Source organism: Methylobacterium hispanicum (genome assembly GCF_022179285.1).
GTDB classification, from domain to species: Bacteria; Pseudomonadota; Alphaproteobacteria; order Rhizobiales; family Beijerinckiaceae; genus Methylobacterium; species Methylobacterium hispanicum.
Map to the genome: position 1 here is coordinate 1 of NZ_BPQO01000005.1, position 17440 is coordinate 17440.

General features: G+C 70.8%; 18 protein-coding genes. 10 read left to right on the forward strand and 8 right to left on the reverse strand.

From position 1 onward, the window contains the following. From MFF56_RS06920 to fliL, 6 genes are all read right to left on the reverse strand, one after another. The coding region (locus tag MFF56_RS06920) for a dTDP-glucose 4,6-dehydratase (RefSeq protein WP_238229880.1) at positions 1-612 on the reverse strand (612 nt) is incomplete at its 3' end. A 113-nt stretch (positions 613-725) separates the two neighbouring features. Beyond that, positions 726-1277: a dTDP-4-dehydrorhamnose 3,5-epimerase gene (gene rfbC, locus MFF56_RS06925; RefSeq protein WP_066921073.1), complete on the reverse strand. Its 552-nt coding sequence runs from the start codon at positions 1275-1277 to the stop codon at positions 726-728. A 132-nt stretch (positions 1278-1409) separates the two neighbouring features. Continuing rightward, entirely contained in the window at positions 1410-2237 is an 828-nt protein-coding gene (locus tag MFF56_RS06930) for a MotE family protein (RefSeq protein WP_066921085.1), read from the reverse strand. Between the two features lie 56 nt (positions 2238-2293). Next, positions 2294-2809 carry a DUF6468 domain-containing protein gene (locus tag MFF56_RS06935; protein WP_066921075.1) on the reverse strand — a complete coding sequence of 172 codons (516 nt, stop codon included), beginning with the start codon at positions 2807-2809 and terminating at the stop codon, positions 2294-2296. A gap of 6 nt (positions 2810-2815) precedes the next feature. Next, positions 2816-4036 (reverse strand): flagellar motor switch protein FliM, encoded by a 1221-nt coding sequence (gene fliM / locus MFF56_RS06940; RefSeq protein ID WP_066921077.1) that lies wholly within the window; start codon positions 4034-4036, stop codon positions 2816-2818. Between the two features lie 8 nt (positions 4037-4044). Further along, positions 4045-4551, reverse strand: a complete 507-nt coding sequence (gene fliL / locus MFF56_RS06945) for a flagellar basal body-associated protein FliL (RefSeq protein ID WP_066921079.1) — start codon at positions 4549-4551, stop codon at positions 4045-4047. A 277-nt stretch (positions 4552-4828) separates the two neighbouring features. Between fliL and flgF the strand changes: the two genes are divergently transcribed. The 8 genes from flgF to MFF56_RS06985 all read left to right on the forward strand — a co-directional run bounded on the left by flgF (position 4829) and on the right by MFF56_RS06985 (position 12311). Beyond that, entirely contained in the window at positions 4829-5569 is a 741-nt protein-coding gene (gene flgF / locus MFF56_RS06950) for a flagellar basal-body rod protein FlgF (protein WP_066921087.1), read from the forward strand. Between the two features lie 13 nt (positions 5570-5582). Beyond that, positions 5583-6374, forward strand: a complete 792-nt coding sequence (gene flgG, locus MFF56_RS06955) for a flagellar basal-body rod protein FlgG (protein ID WP_066921081.1) — start codon at positions 5583-5585, stop codon at positions 6372-6374. Between the two features lie 83 nt (positions 6375-6457). Next, entirely contained in the window at positions 6458-7552 is a 1095-nt protein-coding gene (flgA, locus tag MFF56_RS06960; protein ID WP_373324041.1) for a flagellar basal body P-ring formation chaperone FlgA, read from the forward strand. Between the two features lie 23 nt (positions 7553-7575). After that, entirely contained in the window at positions 7576-8322 is a 747-nt protein-coding gene (gene flgH, locus MFF56_RS06965) for a flagellar basal body L-ring protein FlgH (protein WP_066924681.1), read from the forward strand. A gap of 82 nt (positions 8323-8404) precedes the next feature. Then, entirely contained in the window at positions 8405-9466 is a 1062-nt protein-coding gene (locus MFF56_RS06970) for an NAD(P)H-dependent flavin oxidoreductase (RefSeq protein WP_066924683.1), read from the forward strand. Positions 9467-9639: 173 nt separating this feature from the next. Further along, positions 9640-10491 carry an ABC transporter ATP-binding protein gene (locus tag MFF56_RS06975; protein WP_066924685.1) on the forward strand — a complete coding sequence of 284 codons (852 nt, stop codon included), beginning with the start codon at positions 9640-9642 and terminating at the stop codon, positions 10489-10491. Between the two features lie 19 nt (positions 10492-10510). Further along, positions 10511-11296, forward strand: a complete 786-nt coding sequence (locus tag MFF56_RS06980) for an ABC transporter permease (protein ID WP_082773200.1) — start codon at positions 10511-10513, stop codon at positions 11294-11296. Between the two features lie 13 nt (positions 11297-11309). After that, positions 11310-12311 (forward strand): ABC transporter substrate-binding protein, encoded by a 1002-nt coding sequence (locus tag MFF56_RS06985; protein ID WP_066924689.1) that lies wholly within the window; start codon positions 11310-11312, stop codon positions 12309-12311. Positions 12312-12596: 285 nt separating this feature from the next. Here the strand turns inward: MFF56_RS06985 and MFF56_RS06990 are convergent, their stop codons facing one another. Beyond that, positions 12597-13058 (reverse strand): GatB/YqeY domain-containing protein, encoded by a 462-nt coding sequence (locus MFF56_RS06990; protein ID WP_066925828.1) that lies wholly within the window; start codon positions 13056-13058, stop codon positions 12597-12599. Between the two features lie 192 nt (positions 13059-13250). Between MFF56_RS06990 and carA the strand changes: the two genes are divergently transcribed. Next, entirely contained in the window at positions 13251-14492 is a 1242-nt protein-coding gene (gene carA / locus MFF56_RS06995) for a glutamine-hydrolyzing carbamoyl-phosphate synthase small subunit (protein WP_238229882.1), read from the forward strand. A 106-nt stretch (positions 14493-14598) separates the two neighbouring features. Beyond that, positions 14599-14976, forward strand: a complete 378-nt coding sequence (locus MFF56_RS07000; protein ID WP_066925024.1) for a hypothetical protein — start codon at positions 14599-14601, stop codon at positions 14974-14976. Between the two features lie 142 nt (positions 14977-15118). Here the strand turns inward: MFF56_RS07000 and MFF56_RS07005 are convergent, their stop codons facing one another. Then, positions 15119-17287 carry a TonB-dependent receptor gene (locus MFF56_RS07005; protein ID WP_082773236.1) on the reverse strand — a complete coding sequence of 723 codons (2169 nt, stop codon included), beginning with the start codon at positions 17285-17287 and terminating at the stop codon, positions 15119-15121. Between the last annotated feature and the right edge of the window lie 153 nt (positions 17288-17440).

Here is a 17440-nt window from a genome sequence, read left to right on the forward strand (position 1 = left end):
GTTCAGGATCATCAGCGGGATCAGCTTCTCGGGGAAGTGGCGCGGGCCGTAGTTGTTCGAGCAGTTCGTCACCAGCACCGGCAGGCCGTAGGTCTCGTGCCATGCGCGCGCCAGATGGTCGGAGGCCGCTTTTGACGCCGAGTAGGGCGAGCGCGGGTCGTAGCGGCTCGCTTCCGTGAAGAAGGCGTCGGGGGGCAGCGAGCCGTAGACCTCGTCGGTGGAGACGTGCAGGAAGCGGAAGGAGGCTTTGTCTGCGCCCAGGCCCTCGTAGTGGCGGCGTGCGGCGTCCAGCATCACCTGGGTGCCGACCACGTTGGTGCGGATGAAGGCGCCGGGTCCGGTGATCGAGCGGTCGACGTGGCTCTCGGCGGCCAGGTGCATCACAGCCTGGGGCTGGAACGCCGCGAAGGCGGCCTGGACGGCCTCGGCGTCGCAGATGTCGGCCTCGATCAGGCGGTGGCGCGGATCCTCGGCCAGCGGCTGCAGCGAGACCGGGTTGGCCGCGTAGGTGAGCGCGTCGAGCGTGGCGACCTCGTGCCCGAGATCCTGCACCAGATGCAGGACGAGCGCCGAGCCGATGAAGCCGCAGCCCCCGGTCACCAGTATCCGCATCGCGATGTCTCCGTCAGGCCGAGTGTTGCGCGTCTTCGGGACGTCCTGCCCCGCCGCAACCGGTTCCGTCCGCCCCAGACAGGAAGAATGTGGCGGGTCCGGGACGACGGGCCCTAGAAGGCCGGCCCGAGATCGGCCAAGCGAGGCGCGCGGCGATCCTTGTCGGAGAGGATCGCCTCGGCCTCGGCCACCGGCCAGTCGATGCCGATCTCGGGATCGTTCCAGACGAGGGCCCGGTCGTGGGCGGGGCTGTAGTAGGCGTCGACCTTGTAGGCGACCATCACGTCGGGCGTCAGCGTGCAGAAGCCGTGCGCGAAGCCGTGCGGGATGAAGAGCTGCTCGCCGCCCTCGGCGTCGAGCGTCACGGCGACGTACCGGCCGAAGGTCGGCGAATCGCGCCGGATGTCGACCGCCACGTCGAGGATCGCGCCGGCGAGCACGCGGATCAGCTTGGCCTGGGGCTGCGGCGGGACCTGGAAATGCAGCCCGCGGATGGTGCCCTTCGGCGCCGAGAAGGACTGGTTGTCCTGTACGAAGGCGCAGTCGATCCCGGCCTCGGCCAGCACGTCCGCCCGGAAGGTCTCCGAGAACCAGCCGCGGGCATCGCCGTGGCGCCGGGGGCGCACCCGCTTCACCGCCGGGATTGCCGTCTCGATGACTTCCATGACCCCTCCCGGCGCCGTCCGCTCTGCGCGGGGGGCTTCCCGGCATTCTGTGCGGATGTCAAGCGCGTGCGCCGCGCGGCCACGACCGGGACTCCGAAGGGTGGACCACCCTTCGGCCTGGTTCGAAGCGGCTCAGCGCGCGGCGGCCGGGTCGATTGCCGGCAGCTCGTTCGGCGGCAGGCCGGGGACCGCCGCCTGCTGCGCGGGCGCGACGCCGCGGGCGCGGTTGGCGAGCGCCACGGTCAGGCGCTCGGCCGCCTCCGGCTGCATCACGGCCAGAACCTCGGCCATCTTGCGCGGGTTCATGGCCAGCACGAGCGGCACCAGCACCTCGTGGCCGAGCCGGTCGAAGACGCGGGCCGCGTCCTTCGGCTTCATCGTCTCGTACATCGTGACGATGTTCTTCATGCCGGCCCGCTCGGCCTCGGCCCGCTCGCGCCCGGCGCCATCCGCCTTGTCCTCGGCCTGCCGCAACTCGCCGACGCCGGCCTCCAGCTTGCGCTCCGCCTCGCCGAGCATGCGCTCGCGCAGGTCCAGCTCCTCGCTCTTCTGCCGCAGGGCATCCCGGCGGGCGCCGAGCTTCTCGAGGAGCGCGCGCTCCGTGGCCGAGGCGGGCTCCGCGAGGGGCGGCTGCCCCCGCGGCGGCTCCGGCGGTTTCTCGACGGGCCTGTCGGCGGCCTTCTCCTGATCCTTCGGGCCGACCGAGCCGGTGGTCGAGGGGTCCTTCGGCTCGTAGCCGGTGCGAGCCTGCGCGAGCACCCGGGCGAAGGCCGGCAGTTCGCCACCGGGACCATCCTCGGGCTGGACGAGCGACAGGAGCTTGAGCACCAGAAGCCCGGCCGCGGCGAGCGCCACCGCATCGACGAGGCGCAGGCGCAGGGGTCTCGGCTGGCGAAGCCGCGACAGCCGCAGCGCCGTGGCGGCTCTGGCCGCGGCTCCGACCGCGCGCTTGCCGGGCACCGGGGCCGCGACCGTGCCCGGGGGGCCGGCATCCTGGCGTGCGGGCGGCCGGGCGCTCACGCGGCGCGGCTCCGCACGCGCTGCAATGCCCGCTCGGTCATGGCGAGGGCCGCGGCCGCGGCGGCACCGAGGCGCTCGCTGTGCAGGCCCTCGACCGCCTCGGATGCCGGCTCGGGCCGGATGGCGGGCGGCTGGCCCGGCGCCGACGTCGCGAGCGCGGCGGCTGCTGCCGGCCGCCCCGCGCCGCGGGCCTCGCCCACGATGGCGCCGATGCGGCTGATGACGCCCTCCCCGGCCGCGACCTGGGCGGCGATCTCGGCGGCGCCGCGGCCGGCCGCCTCCAGGCGCTCGGCGAGCGTCCGGTCGCACTCGTCGATGGCGCTGCGCAGGCCCGCGATCGCGCGCTCGGCGGTCGCGCTCGCGGCCATGAGGTCGCCGATCGTCCGGCGGAAGGCCGCCTCGTCGGCCTTCATCTGCGCGATGCGGCGGGACAGGCGGAGCGAGGAGACGATGGTGGCGACGAGCAGGACCGCGACGAGGCCGTCGGCGAGCAGCGTGACAAGGGTACTCATCGGACGCTAGCCCTCGTTGCGGTTGTTCATCGAGGCCTCGTAGGCCTGGAGCGTGGTGCGCGAGCGCCGCAGCGGCCGGGTGACCTGGACGGCGATGCTGTCGTCGATCCGCCCAATCCGCCCCTGCGTCAGGTGCCAGTCGCCGCAGCGCACGGTGATCAGGTCCGTGGGCTTGGCGTCGAACATCAGCGTGTCGCCGACCTTCAGCCCCATCACGCGCTTGAGCGGCAGCATCATCTCGTGGAGCACCGCCTGCATGGTCAGGTCCGCCTGCCAGATCTCGGTGGCGAGGTGGCCTTCCCAGATCTGGTCCCGGCCGAGCTTCTCGCCCATGAAGCTCTGCATGAGCAGTTCACGGATCGGCTCGATCGTGGCGTAGGGGAAGAGGATCTGCAGCAGGCCGCCGCGCCCGTCCATGTCGAGGCGCAGGCCGATCAGGATGGCGGCGTTGCCCGGCCGGGTGATGGTGGCGAAGCGCGGGTTGGTCTCGATCCGATCGATGGCGAAATGCACCGGGGAGAGCGGCTGGAACGACTGTTCCAGGTCGCCCAGGATGATCTCGACCAGGCGGCGCACGAGCTGCATCTCGATGCCCGTGAAGGGCCGCCCGTCCAGCCGCGTGGAGGAACCGCCGCGCTTGCCCCCGAGCAGGAGGTCGAGCGTCGAGTAGGCGAGGTTCTGCTCGACCGTGACGAGGCCCGAATTCTCCCAGGTATCGGCCTTGAACACGCCCAGCAGCGTCGGCAGCGGGATGGCGTTGACGTAGTCGCCGAAGCGGACCGAGGTGATGTTGTCCAGCGTCACCTCGACGTTGTCCTGGAAGAAGTTGCGCAACGATGTCGACAGCAACCGGATCATCCGGTCGAAGACGATCTCCAGCATCGGCAGGCGTTCGTACTGGACGACGCCCGAATCGACGATGGCGCGCACGCCCCCGGCCCCGGAGGCCGAGAGCTCGCGCATGGAGAAGCCCAGGACGCCGTCGATCTCGTCCTGGTTGAGGATGCGGTCGTTGCCGGCGAGTTCGGGGAGGTCGTCGGCCTCCCCGTCCTCGATCATCGTCGCCCACTCGGCCGCGACGTCGCTGGCGTTGCGGGTGGTGCCCTGCTCGGCGAGCGCCGCGCCCCATTCCTCGGCGAGCGAGGCGTCGCCGCCCTCGCCGGAATTGTTCTGCTCGATCAGGGCCGCGGCCCAGTCGTCCTCGAGGTTCGGATCGTCCGGTTCCATGCCCGCGCCTACTGGAGGATCACGTCCTTGAAGAGCACGGCCTCGACCTTGGCCGGGTAGACCGCCACGTTGACCCGGCGCAGCAGTTCCTCGCGCAGCCGGTAGAGGCCCGTGGAGCCCGAGAGGTCGCTCGGTCGAAGCTCCCGCATGTAGACCTGCAGCGTGTCCTCGACGCGGGGCATCAGGGGCTTCACCTCGCCCTCGACCTTGGCGTCCTTCAGCTCAAGGGTGATGCGCAGCTTGGCGTACTTCGCCCGGTCCTGGCCGGGTCCGGCCTCGGGGGAGAGGTTGAGCATCATCTCGCGCATGTCGAGGAAGACGACGGGCTTCTGCTCCTCGGCGTGCGCGGCCTGCGCCTCGGCGCCGCGCTTCTTCAGCACGAAGGCGCCGCCCCCGCCCAGCACGAGGAGCGCCGCGGCGCCGACCGCGATGAAGAGCTTCTTGCGGCTCTTCGGGGCCTCGGCCTCGCCGGTCTCGCCCTCCGCGGCGGGCGCCTTCTTGGGCTTCTTGGCCATGAGCGTCGGATCCGGCGCTGGAACGGGACTGGGCCGACGCAGCGTACGCGCGCACGGCCGGTGCCGTCCGATATCCGGCGAACGCGGTTAACGCGCCGTTAAGGCGGCAAGAACTGCCGGGTCAGCTTTGCCGCCGGGCGCTCCGCACCGGGGGCGCCGTCTCGGCCGCGCCACCGCAAGCCTCTGGTGCGAAAAGGATTTCGCCACCGGCCGGACCTGGCACGCCCGATGCGCTGTGGACAGGGCCGCCGGTCGCGGCACGGTCCCGGGTCCTCAGATGCAGAACGCTCTCTTCGTCGGTGTGTCGAGCCAGGCCGCGCTTCAGCGCCAGCTCGACGTCATCGCCAACAACATGGCCAACGTCTCGACCACGGGCTTCAAGTCCCGCGACACCCGATTCCAGGAATACCTGATGCCGGTGGCGAGCGCGGACAGCTTCACGGGCCCCGACCGCCGCGTCTCCTACGTCATCGACCAGGGCACGGTGCTCAACCTCGCGCAGGGGCCGATCGAGCAGACCGGCAACCCGCTGCACGTGGCGATCCGCGGCGAGGCTTTCCTGGCCGTGCAGACGCCACAGGGCGAGCGCTACACCCGCAACGGCGCGCTGGAGATGAACGCGCAGGGCCAACTCGTGACGAGCGACGGCAACCCGGTCCTCGGCGAGGGCGGCCCGATCGCCATCAACGCGCAGGAGACCGGCCTGACCATCGGCGCGGACGGCACCGTCTCCACGAATTTCGGCGTGCGCGGCAAGCTCCGGCTCGTCACCTTCGCCAACCCGCAGCGGCTGACGAACGAGGGCGGCAACCTCTACGCCTCCCCCGTGCCCGCCCAGCCCGCCGGGCTCCAGGGCCGGCTCGAGGCCGGGGCGCTGGAGCGCTCGAACGTCCGCCCGGTCGTCGAGATGACCCGGCTGATGGACCTGAACCGCAGCTACGCGACGGTCTCCAGCATGATCACGCGCCTCGACGACCTGCGGGGCACGGCGATCCGCCGCCTCGCCGACGTCGCCTAAGGAGTTCTGAGCGATGCGCGCCCTCTACGCCGCCGCCACCGGCATGGCGGCCCAGGAACTCAACGTCCAGGTCATCTCCAACAACATCGCGAACCTGCGCACCACCGGCTACAAGCGCCAGCAGCCGCATTTCCAGGACCTGCTCTACCAGAACCTGCGCCGGGCCGGCTCCTCGACCTCGGAACAGAACACGCAACTCCCGGCCGGTCTCGCGATCGGCTCGGGCGTGAAGACGAGTTCGACCGCCCGGGTGATGTCCCAGGGCACGCTCACCTCGACCGAGAAGGAGTACGACGTCGCGGTGCGCGGCGAGGGGTTCTTCCGGATCACCCTGCCGGACGGCCGCACCGCCTATACCCGCGACGGCTCCTTCGACCTCTCGGCGCAGGGGCAACTCGTCACCCGCGACGGCTACCTCGTGGATCCGGGCGTCACGGTGCCCAACACCGCGACCTCCGTGCAGATCAGCGCGACGGGCGCCGTGCAGGCGACCCTTCCGGGCCAGACCGCGCCCCAGCAGCTCGGCCAGTTCCAGCTCGCCCGCTTCGTCAACAAGGTCGGCCTGGAATCGATCGGCGACAACCTGTTCATCGAGACCGCGGCCTCCGGCCCGGCCATCAACGGGGTGCCGGGCACCGAAGGCTTCGGCAACCTCCAGCAATCCTATCTCGAGGAGGCGAACGTGAACGCCGTCACCGAGATCTCTTCGCTGATCGCCGCGCAGCGCGCCTACGAGATGAACTCGAAGGTCGTCACCGCCGCCGACCAGATGCTCTCCACCACCTCGCAGATGTTCCGCAGCTGATCCGGGGACGCGCCATGACCGACCGCTCCCGATCCGCCAGAGCCGCGCGTTACGACACGATGCGATACGACGCCGTCGGCGACATGGCCGCGAACGACGACCGGCCCGCGGGCCAGGACCTCTTCGACCTCGCCGACCTGAGGCCGATCGTGCGCCGCCCGCCGATGCGCGCCGTGCCGATGCGGCTCGGCGTGGCCGTGCGCGCCTGGCTCGCCTTCGCGGCCCTCGCGATGATCGGGGCGTGGACGCTTCCGGCGCTGGCCGATGCGCCGATGCGCCTGCGCGGCGATGTCACCGCGCGCGGCGACGTGCTCACCCTCGGCGACCTCGTGGAGAACGCCCCCGCGGCGGCGGCGGCCCGCCCGCTCTTCCGCGCGCCCGCGCTCGGCGCCACCGGCACCATCCAGGCCCGGCGCATCGTCGATGCGGCCGCCTCCGCTGGCCTCGGGCCGGTCGAGACCGGCGGCCGCGTCCAGGTCAGCGTCCAGCGCGCGGCCCGCCGGGTCGCGGCGGGCGAGATCGAGGCGGCGCTCAAGCGCGGCCTGGAATCCGGGTTCGGCCTCGACCCGAGCCTGGTGAGCGTGCGTCTCGACGGCGAGGGGCCGGTCCTCCTGGCGCCCACGGATCTCGGCGGGCAGGTCGCTGCGCTCGACCTCACCTACGATCCGCGCACGCGCCGGCTCGCGGCGCTGATCAGCCTCGGCGAGCGCCAGGCGACCCTGCGGGTGACCGGCGTCGCGGTCGAGCTGCGCGAGGTCGCGGTGCTGGTCCGGGCCGTCGGACGCGGCGAGCGCCTCAGCGAGGCGGATGTCACGCTCGAGCGCCGTCCGCGCGAGGGCGCCCCGCAGGACGCGCTCGCGCAGGCCGTGCCCGGCGAGGTCGCGCAGCGCGCGCTCGGTGCGGGCACGGTCCTGCGCGCCGGCGACACCGCGCCGCCCGAACTCGTCGCCCGCGGCGAGATGGTGACGATCCTCTACGAGGCGCCCGGCATCACGCTCTCGATGCGCGGCATCGCCAACGAGCCCGGCCGGCTCGGCGCCGTCGTCAACGTGGTGAACGCCGCCTCCAAGAAGGTGCTGCAGGCGGTCGTCGTGGGCCAGGGCCGCGTCTCGGTCAGCCCCGCCGGGCCGCAGCGCCAAGCCAGCGCCGCCCTGCCCGGCACCACCGCCCTCCGCTGATCCAGACACGCCGGTCCAAGCCCATGATCCGCTCCGCCCTGCGTCTCCCCCTCCTCGCGCTCGCCTGCGGCGGGCTCGGCGCCTGCAACACCGCCGACCGGCTCTCGCAGATCGGCGCGCAGCCGGTGCTCTCGGCGATCGAGGACCCGACGAGCCAGCCCGGCTACAAGCCGGTGCGGATGCCGATGCCGGACGTGCAGCCGGTCTCCTACGCGCCGAACTCGCTCTGGCGCACCGGCTCGCGCGCCTTCTTCAAGGACCAGCGCGCCGCCCGCATCGGCGACCTCGTCACCGTGAAGGTGAACGTCACCGACCGGGCGAACCTCAACAACGAGACCAAGCGCTCGCGCTCGAACAGCGAGGGCTTCGGCCTGCCGAACGCCTTCGGATTCGAGAAGAGCGCCGGGGTGGCCGCGGCCGGCATCGCCGCCGACAAGCTCCTGAACGCCACCTCCAACACCTCGAGCGACGGCGCCGGCTCGGTGCAGCGGGCCGAGACCGTGACGACGAGCGTTGCGGCGGTGGTCACGCAGGTTCTTCCGAACGGCAACCTCGTGGTCGAGGGCAAGCAGGAGATCCGGGTCAACTTCGAGGTGCGCGAGCTGATCGTGGCGGGCGTGGTGCGGCCGGAGGACATCGAGTCCGACAACACCATCGATTCGGCCAAGATCGCCCAGGCCCGCATCGCCTACGGCGGCCGCGGCCAGATCACCGACGTGCAGCAGCCCCGCTACGGCCAGCAGGTGATCGACGTGCTGCTGCCGTTCTGAGGCGGGTCCGCGCCCCGACGCGCTGGCGCGGGCGGCGGGAAAGGTGCATCGCTCGTTTACCTTCCGAATCGGCGAGGGACGGATGAGCGATCCGCGGCGCGCCTTCTGCGAGCGCTTTGGCCTGGAGCACCCGGTGATCCAGGCCCCGATGATCGGGCCCAAGCCCGCGCTGGCGGCCGAGGTGAGCGCGGCCGGCGGCCTCGGCTCCATCGCCTGCGCGGCGATGAGCCCGGACGGGATCCGCGCCGAGGTCGCGGCGCTGCGGGCGCGGACCGGTCGGCCGTTCAACCTCAACTTCTTCGCGCACCGCCGTGCCGCGCCGGATCCCGAGCGGGAGGCGGCCTGGGCGGCCCGCCTCGCACCGGCCTACCGCGCGCTCGGCATCGACCCCGCGGCGGTGACGCCCGGCCCCGAGCGGGCCCCGTTCGACGCCGGCATGGCCGAGGCCGTGACGGCGTTGCGCCCGCCGGTGGTCAGTTTCCATTTCGGCCTGCCCGAGCCGGAGCTCCTAGCGGCGGTGCGGGCGGCGGGCTGCCGCATCCTCGGCTGCGCCACCACGGTCGCCGAAGCCCGCTGGCTCGCCGAGCGCGGGGTCGACGCCATCATCGCGCAGGGCCTCGAGGCCGGCGGACACCGCGGCCTGTTCCTGAGCGAGGACATCGCCGGCCAGGTCGGCACGCTCGCCCTCGTTCCGCAGGTGGTGGACGCCGTGGACCTGCCGGTGATCGCCGCGGGCGGGATCGCGGACGCGCGCGGTTCGGCGGCCGCCTTCGCGCTCGGCGCCGCGGCGGTGCAGGTCGGCACCGCCTACCTCGCCTGCGAGGCGGCCGGCCTGTCGGCGGTTCACGCGCGGGCGCTGGCGGAGGCGGGCGACGCCGACACGGCGCTCACCACGGTGTTCACCGGCCGGCCCGCCCGCGGCCTCCGCAACCGGGCGATGCGGGAATTCGGGCCGATCGCCCCCGACGCCCCGGCCTTCCCGCGGGCGGCGGTGGCGCTGCAGCCGTTGCGCGTGGCGGCCGAGGCCCGCGGCTCGGGCGATTTCACGCCGCTCTGGGCCGGCCAGGGCGCGCCTCTGGCGAAGGTCCGGGACGCCGCCGCGCTCACCCGCGCGCTTGCCGGGGGCGCGGACAGGCTGCGCTGACGGTCCGCGGCCCCGTTATCATCCCGGGCTCCCGGTGAAAAAATCCGGTTGGCGGTGGCCATTCTGTCTCATCGCCGCGCGTCGCGCGCGATTGATCTCCGCCGCGGGCTCGAGGAAAAGGTCGCCAAGGCCGTCAGGACCACCCACCGGATGACGGCCACGGGAGAACGCGGATGGAGGGCAGCCGGCAAGGCTCGTCCGAGGCGGCGAGCGCGGCGGCGACGCCCCTGCAGGCGGCCGTGCGCCTCGATGCTGTGTCCATCGCCTTCACGCTGAAGGGCGGCAAGCGCTACGTCGCGGTCGAGGGCATCGACCTGGCGGTGCGGCCGGGCGAGTTCGTTGCCGTCGTCGGCCCGACGGGCTCCGGCAAGTCCACGATCCTCAACGCCGCCGCGGGACTGCTGAAGCCCGCCGCGGGCCGCGTCGAGATCTTCGGCCAGCCCCTCCCCCGGCTGAACGCGCGGGCCGGCTACCTTTTCCAGGCCGACGCGCTGATGCCCTGGAAGACGGCGCTCGACAACGTGGCGGTCGCCCTCGAGCCGCAGGGCGTGCGCCGCGCCGAGGCCCGGGAGCGGGCGCGCGCCTGGCTCGGCCGGGTGGGGCTCGCGACCTTCACCGACCGCTATCCCCACATGCTCTCGGGCGGGCAACGCAAGCGCGTGGCGCTCGCCCAGATGCTGATCCGCGATCCCGAGATCCTGCTGATGGACGAGCCCTTCGGGCCGCTCGACGCGCAGACCCGCCAGATCATGGGAAATCTGCTGCTCGACCTCTGGGCGCAGAACCGCAAGGCGGTGATCTTCGTGACCCACGACCTCGAGGAGGCGATCGCGCTCTCCGACCGGGTGGTCGTGCTCTCGGCGGGCCCCGCCGCCCGCGTCGTCGGGGACTTCCCCGTGCCCCTGGACCGGCCCCGCGACATCAGCGAGATCCGTTTGGAATCGCGCTTCCACGACCTCTACCGCGAGATCTGGTCCTGCCTCAGGGTCGAGGTCTCGCGCGCCTATGCCGGCGGCCCGGCCTGACGCGCGGAGATCCCAGACCGTGAACCGCCTCCTGCTCCTCGCGCTCCAGATCGGCGTCGGCCTCGCGGGCCTCGGCATCTGGCACGTGCTGACCGTCTATCCCGTCCTCGGCGAGACGCGGCAGATCCAGTTCTTCTTCTCGACGCCGGGCGCCGTGCTCTCCCGCGCCTGGGCCGAGATGCTGACCCCTGAGATCTGGGGCCATCTCTGGATCACCCTGCAGGAAACGGTGCTGGCCTTCGTGTTCGGCGCGGCCGGCGGCATCGCCTTCGGCTTCCTGTTCGCCCGCAACGCGCTGCTCGCCGCGGTGTTCGATCCCTACATCAAGGCCGCCAACGCCCTGCCCCGCGTGGTGCTGGCGCCGATCTTCGCGCTCTGGTTCGGGCTCGGCATCTGGTCGAAGGTGGCGCTGGGCTTCACGCTCGTGTTCTTCATCGTGTTCTTCAACGTCTACCAGGGCGTGCGCGAGGTGAGCCCGGTGGTGCTCAACAACGCCCGCATGCTGGGGCTGAACGAGCGCGGGCTCCTGCGCCACGTCTACTGGCCCTCGGCGCTCACCTGGATGTTCTCCTCGCTCCACACCGCGGTGGGCTTCGCGCTGGTCGGCGCGGTGGTGGGCGAGTATCTCGGCTCGTCGGCGGGCCTCGGCTACAAGATCCACGAGGCCGAGAGCGTGTTCGACGTCACCGGCGTCTTCGCCGGCATGCTGATCCTCACCGTCTTCGTCATCGTGATCGACGCGGTCGTCACCGTGATCGAGAACCGTCTCCTCGTCTGGCGTCCGCAGGCGGGCGGCCAGGGCTGAAAGGACTGATCCGATGCAACGCCGCAGCTTCCTCCTTGGCGCCGCCGCGGCGCTGAGCCTCGGCCGGACCGCCCGCGCCGAGACCGTGAAGGTCCGCATCGGCGTCGGCGGCAAGCCCCTGCTCTACTACCTGCCGCTGACGGTTGCCGAGCGGAAGGGCTTCTTCAAGGAGGAGGGCATCGAGGCCGAGATCAACGATTTCGGCGGCGGTGCGCGCTCGCTGCAGGCGCTGATCGGCGGTTCCGTCGATGTGGTCGCGGGCGCCTACGAGCACACGCTCCGCATGCAGGCGAAGGGCCAGGACGTGCGCGCCGTGTGCGAACTCGGCCGGCTTCCCGCCATCGTCATCGGCGTGCGCAAGGACCTCGCCAACACGGTGAAGAGCGTGGCCGACCTGAAGGGCCGCAAGATCGGCGTGACGGCGCCCGGCTCCTCGACGGCGCTCGCCGTGCAGTTCGCGATGATCAAGGCCGGGCTCAAGGCCACCGACGCACCCCTCATCGGCATCGGCGGCGGGGCCGGCGCCATCGCGGCGATGAAGAAGGGCGAGATCGACGCGGTCTCGCACCTCGACCCGGTGATCGCGAAGCTGGAGGCGGATGGCGACATCAAGGTCCTGGTCGACACCCGCACGGACGAGGGCACGCGCCAGCTCTTCGGCGGGCCGAACCCGGCCGCGGTCGTCTACACCAAGCAGGACTGGATCGAGCGCCACGGGGTCGGCACCCAGAAGGTGGTGAACGCCTTCACCAAGGCGTTGAAGTGGGTCGCCACCGCGAGCCCGGAGGAGATCGCCGACCTGGTCCCGCCGACCTACCATTTCGGCGACCGGGCCCTCTACGTGCAGGCGGTGAGGAACTCGCTCGCCACCTACTCGCGCACCGGCATCCCGAGCCGCGACGGCATGAACAGCGTGCTGGAGCTGGTCCGCACCCTCGACCCCGAATTGCAGGGCGCGCAGATCGACCTCGCCAGGACCTTCGAGGACCGCTTCGTGAAGCGGGCGATGGAGTAGGCGGGCGTCCGCCGGCGGTTCAGGATGTGGCGCTCCCTGCTCCCCGCGCGCGGGGAGAGGCCCGCGGGCACCCTGTCGTGCCTGAGGGAAGCGCAGGCGAAGCCGCAGCGGCGGTGAGGGGGCTTGAACGGAAGAGACTCCCCCGTCGAAGCCCCCTCACCATCGCGTCGATCCCTCCGGGATCGATACGCCGGCTCGCTTCGGCGACGACGAGGTCGCCGAAGCCCTCTCCCCGCACAGCGGGGAGAGGGAATTTGCGGCTGTCGCTCCGCCCGCTCCCGCGCCTCAGCCCTTGGCGGCGAGAGCGTCCTTCACGAGGCCGCTGGCCCGACCGAAATCCATCCGGCCGGCGAACTTGCCCTTCAGGGCGCCGATCACCTTGCCCATGTCCTTCGGTCCGGCGGCACCCGTCTCGGCGATCGCGGCGTCGATCGCGGCCTTCGTCTCGGCCTCGTCCATCTGCTGCGGCAGGAAGCCCTGGATGATCGCGATCTCGGCGCGCTCGTTGGCCGCGAGTTCCGGGCGGCCGCCCTGCTCGTAGACGCCGGCCGATTCGGTGCGCTGCTTGATCATCTTCTGCAGGAGCGCCAGGATCTCCTCGTCGGAGACCGCCTCCTTGCCGAGGCCGCGGGCCTCGATGTCCTTGTCCTTGAGCGCCGCCTGGATCATCCGGATCGTGGCGAGCTTGTCCTTCTCGCCGGCCTTCATGGCCTCCTTCATCTCGGCGGTGAAGCGCGCGCGCAGCATCGAACTCTCTCCTGTGATACGAAAAACGGGCGTCGGCCCTGCGCGGCGCGGATGTTGAGCGGGGAAGGCGGGCGCGCCACATTGACCCTGACGCGGGCCGCTCGCTAAGAGCGCCGCACGAGGGTTTTGGCCGCCCGCCGCGCCTCATCGCAGGCGCCGGATCCGGCACCGGACATAAGCGAGATCACGCCGATGCTGCAAGACGAAGGCGCCACAGCGCAATCCCGTCCCGCGCCCGCTCCCTGGGCCGACCCCGTCGTCACCGCGCTGCTGGTGCTGGCCGACGGCACGGTCCTGGAAGGATTCGGCATCGGCCAGACGGGTGTCGCGGACGGCGAGGTCTGCTTCAACACCGCCATGACGGGCTACCAGGAGATCCTGACGGACCCCTCCTACGCGGGCCAGATCGTCACCTTCACCTTCCCGCATATCGGCAATGTCGGCACCAACGACGAGGATCTCGAGAGCCTCGACGCCGCTCCGGCCTCGGGCGTGCGCGGCGCGGTGATCGCCTCCGCCGTGACGCAGCCCTCGAGCTGGCGCTCGTCGAGCCATCTCGACGCCTGGTTGAAGGCCCGCGGCATCGTCGGCATCACCGGGATCGACACCCGCGCGCTCACCGCCCGGATCCGCGACCGGGGCATGCCGAACGCCGTGATCGCCAACGACCCCGAGGGCCGCTTCGACCGCGAGGCCCTGAAGGCGCGCGCCGCGGCGCTCGCCCCGATGGAGGGCCTCGACCTCGTGCCGCCGGTGACGAGCCGCGCGCACGCGGCCTGGACCGAGACCACCTGGGCGGTCCAGGGCGGCTACGGCAGCCGCGCCCAGGGCGAGGGCCTGCGGGTCGTGGCGATCGATTACGGCGTGAAGCGCAACATCCTGCGGCTGCTGGCGGAAGCCGGCTGCGACGTCACGGTGGTGCCCGCCACCACCACCGCCGAGGAGATCATGGCGCTCAAGCCCGACGGCGTGTTCCTGTCGAACGGCCCGGGCGACCCGGCCGCGACCGGCCAGTACGCCGTGCCGGTGATCCGCCAACTCCTCGACGAGCGTGTGCCGACCTTCGGCATCTGCCTCGGTCACCAGCTCATGGGCCTCGCGCTCGGCGGGCGCACCGTGAAGATGGGCCAGGGCCATCACGGCGCGAACCATCCGGTGAAGGACAAGACCACCGGCAAGGTCGAGATCGTCTCGATGAACCACGGCTTCGCGGTCGATCCGGAGAGCCTGCCGGGCAACGCGGTCGAGACCCACGTCTCGCTCTTCGACGGATCGAATTGCGGCCTGACGCTGACCGACCGCCCGGCCTTCTCGGTGCAGCACCATCCGGAGGCCTCGCCCGGGCCCCGCGACAGCCACTACCTGTTCGAGCGCTTCGTCGCGCTGATGCGATCCGGCAAACCCGAGGCCGCCAATAAGGCCGATCCGGCCTGAGGGCGTCATAGAAACAGCCGATTCCGCCGTCATTCCGGGTTCAGCGCCCCGCGAACGGTGCCGTCAGAGCACCGTCGCGGGGTCTCCACTGAATTCGGGGGACGCTTTGACCACGATCGATCACGTCAGCGACGACTTCTCGCGCCTGCATCGCATCTTCACCTTCCATCTCGGTGTCGCGGTGTCGCTCGCCTGGGTGACGGCCCTCTACGCTGCCCTGGACGCCCCCTGGGTGCGCAACATCCGGCCGCTGGTCGATCCCGCCGGCCTCGGTCGCGTCGAGAGCACGTGGTCCTTCCTCTTCGTGATGCCGATGGTTCTCACCGTGGCGTGGCTCTCGGTCTATTTCGGCCGCGAGGTGCTGCGCCGCTCGCAGACGCTCGGCAACGTCGCCATCGAGTTCGCCGCCGCCGCGCTCGTCGCCTTCGGGCTGTTCTACCTCTCGATCGACCGGGCCGTCGCCGTCCTGCTCATCGGCGGCTGATCCCGGCCGATCGGTCCGTTGCTGCCGCCTCCTCGCCCTCATCCCGGGGCCGCGTAGCGGAACCCGGGACTCGGACAGACCGAGGTTTCTCGTCCTGAAGCCGCGGCGTTCATGGATCCCAAGGGCCGAGGCGCGCCTTCCCTCAGAATCGGACGATGACCTGTGCCCGGATGGTGCGCGGGGCGCCGGGCGTGATGTTGTTGTTGTTGTCGGCCGTGTAGATGTAACGCCGGTCGAACAGGTTCTCTATGTTGAGCTGCGCCCGCGTCGATTCGTTGATCTGATAGAACAGCCCGAGATCGAAGCGGGAATAGCCCGGCAGCCGCACCGTGTCGTCGGACGACGCGAAGGTGTGCGTCTGGTAGATGTAGCCGATGCCGACCGAGAATTCCGGCGTCAGCGCGAATTTGTTCCACAGCGAGACCGAATTGAACGGCACGAGCCCGACCGTGTTGCCGGCCAGGATCGTGGCCGAGGTCGCACTCTCGATGCGCGCGTCCGTAAAGGCGTAGCCGCCCGCGACCTGCCACCAGTCGGTGACGTAGCCGTTGGCACCGATCTCGAACCCCCGCGTGTTCGTCCGGCCCGACAGGATGAAGAAGCCGGCATTGTTTGGGTCCGGCAGGCGCTGGTTGGTCCGGTCGAGGGTGTAGCCCGCGGCCGTGAGCTGGAAGGTCGGGCTGACGTCGTACTTCGCGCCGACCTCGAGGTTCTGGAACCGCTCCGGCTGGGCGATGACGAGGCCCGGCGTGAAGTTACCGATCTGGTCGCCGGAACTCGGCAGGTAGGACACGCTGTAGCTGCCGTAGAAGGCGAGGTTCGGCAGCGGCTTGATCACGAGGCCGGCGCGCGGCGACACGAGGTCGTCGATCCGCTGATACGTGACCCCGTTGTTCTGGTTGCGCGCCGCGAAGTCGAAGTGGTCGTAGCGCAAGCCGCCGACGACCTGCACGTAGGGGTTCAGCTCGATCTGGTCCTGGGCGTAGACGGCGGCGAGGCCGAGGTCGTAGCGCGCATTGGCATCCGAGCCGCCGTTGTTGCGGAAGGTCACCGGCACGCGGGTGATCGGCGAGAGCGGGTTCACGGTCACGCTCGACGCGAGGTTATTGCCGAAGCCGAACAGCGCGCTCTGCCGGTAGGTCAGGCCCTCCTGGTAGCCGAGCTCGAACCCGCCCAGCAGCGTGTGCTTGATGTCGCCGGTGAGGAATTTGTAGGTGAAGTCGTTCTGGCTGAAATAATTCGTCCGGTCCGTCTCGTTGCGGTAGCCGGTGATCGTCACGCTGGTGCCGGCCGCGTTGACGGCACTGCCCGGCAGCGTGTTGGCGTAGAACCGGTTGTAGTCGGCGAAGCGCAGCTGGCTGTGCAGCTCGACGCCCGAATCGAACAGGTGATCGAGGGTGGCCGTCGCGATGTGGGCGTCGACCTTCGTGAAGTTCACGTCCGGGTTGCCGAAGAAGGTGCGGATATTGTTGCGGTAATTGTAGGCGCGCCCGAACTGCGAGGGGATGCCGCGATCGGGGAAGCGGTCGTCGTGGAAGTACTCGTAGGAGAGCCGCAGCGTCGTCTGCGGGCCGAGCAGGAACGTCATGGTCGGGTTGACGCCGTAGCGCGTCAGCTCGCCGAACTGCCGGTAGGTGCCGGAATCCTCGAAGATCCCGTTCAGGCGGAAGAAGGCGTCGTCGCTGAAGCGGTCGCCGACATCGACCGTGAGGCGCTTGTCGCCGAACTGGCCGCCCCCGGCGGTGACCTGCCGGACGCGAGCGCCGTCGGCCTCCTTCAGGACGCGGTTGATGACGCCGCCCCCGCCGCCGCGGCCGAAGATGAGAGAGTCGGGGCCCTTCAGCACCTCGACGCGCTCAATGTTGTAGAGGTCGCGGTAGTACTGCACGTCGTCGCGCACGCCGTTGACGAAGAAGTCGGCGCTCGTGCTCTGGCCGCGTATGATCGCCTGGTCGCGGTTGCTCTCGCCCTGCGCCGGGATGACGCCGGGCACGTAGCGGAGCTGGTCGGTCAGGTTCTGGAAGTTCTGGTCGGTGATCTGCTCACGCGTCACCACGGTGACGGATTGCGGCGTGTCGAGCAGCGGCGTCGCGGTCTTGGTGGCCGTGCGTGTCTGCTTCGTCAGGTAGCCGACCGTGACGCCGCCCTGCGGTCCCAGCTGCCCGACCGCGTTCTCCACGCTGAGCTGGTCGAGGGTGACGGCCGTCTCCGCCTCGGAGGCTGGCGCTGGTCGCACCTGCGCGTGTGCCCCGGTGGTGAGGGCGGTCCCGGCCAGCAGAGCCGTCGTCAGCGCGCAGATTCCAGTCTTCACTCCCGTACCCCTTCAGAACGCGTCATCGAGACTCTGATCGACCGCAGGTCTTCTTCCGATCTCTGGGGTGCCGGATACCGAATGCGCGCAAATTCGCAATTCATCGTGCGAGTACGAAATCGAGATCTCTTTTAAATCTATTCTAAGTCATAA

Excerpts from the sequence above, each read along its gene's own strand:
- rfbC (WP_066921073.1), bottom strand. The coding sequence starts at position 1,277 with ATGGAAGTCATCGAGACGGCAATCCCGGCGGTGAAGCGGGTGCGCCCC.
- MFF56_RS06970 (WP_066924683.1), top strand. The coding sequence starts at position 8,405 with ATGAGCGATCCGCGGCGCGCCTTCTGCGAGCGCTTTGGCCTGGAGCAC.
- MFF56_RS06985 (WP_066924689.1), top strand. The coding sequence starts at position 11,310 with ATGCAACGCCGCAGCTTCCTCCTTGGCGCCGCCGCGGCGCTGAGCCTC.
- carA (WP_238229882.1), top strand. The coding sequence starts at position 13,251 with ATGCTGCAAGACGAAGGCGCCACAGCGCAATCCCGTCCCGCGCCCGCT.
- fliL (WP_066921079.1), bottom strand. The coding sequence starts at position 4,551 with ATGGCCAAGAAGCCCAAGAAGGCGCCCGCCGCGGAGGGCGAGACCGGC.
- flgF (WP_066921087.1), top strand. The coding sequence starts at position 4,829 with ATGCAGAACGCTCTCTTCGTCGGTGTGTCGAGCCAGGCCGCGCTTCAG.
- flgA (WP_373324041.1), top strand. The coding sequence starts at position 6,458 with ATGGCCGCGAACGACGACCGGCCCGCGGGCCAGGACCTCTTCGACCTC.
- MFF56_RS06975 (WP_066924685.1), top strand. The coding sequence starts at position 9,640 with ATGGAGGGCAGCCGGCAAGGCTCGTCCGAGGCGGCGAGCGCGGCGGCG.
- flgH (WP_066924681.1), top strand. The coding sequence starts at position 7,576 with ATGATCCGCTCCGCCCTGCGTCTCCCCCTCCTCGCGCTCGCCTGCGGC.
- MFF56_RS06935 (WP_066921075.1), bottom strand. The coding sequence starts at position 2,809 with ATGAGTACCCTTGTCACGCTGCTCGCCGACGGCCTCGTCGCGGTCCTG.
- MFF56_RS06990 (WP_066925828.1), bottom strand. The coding sequence starts at position 13,058 with ATGCTGCGCGCGCGCTTCACCGCCGAGATGAAGGAGGCCATGAAGGCC.
- fliM (WP_066921077.1), bottom strand. The coding sequence starts at position 4,036 with ATGGAACCGGACGATCCGAACCTCGAGGACGACTGGGCCGCGGCCCTG.
- flgG (WP_066921081.1), top strand. The coding sequence starts at position 5,583 with ATGCGCGCCCTCTACGCCGCCGCCACCGGCATGGCGGCCCAGGAACTC.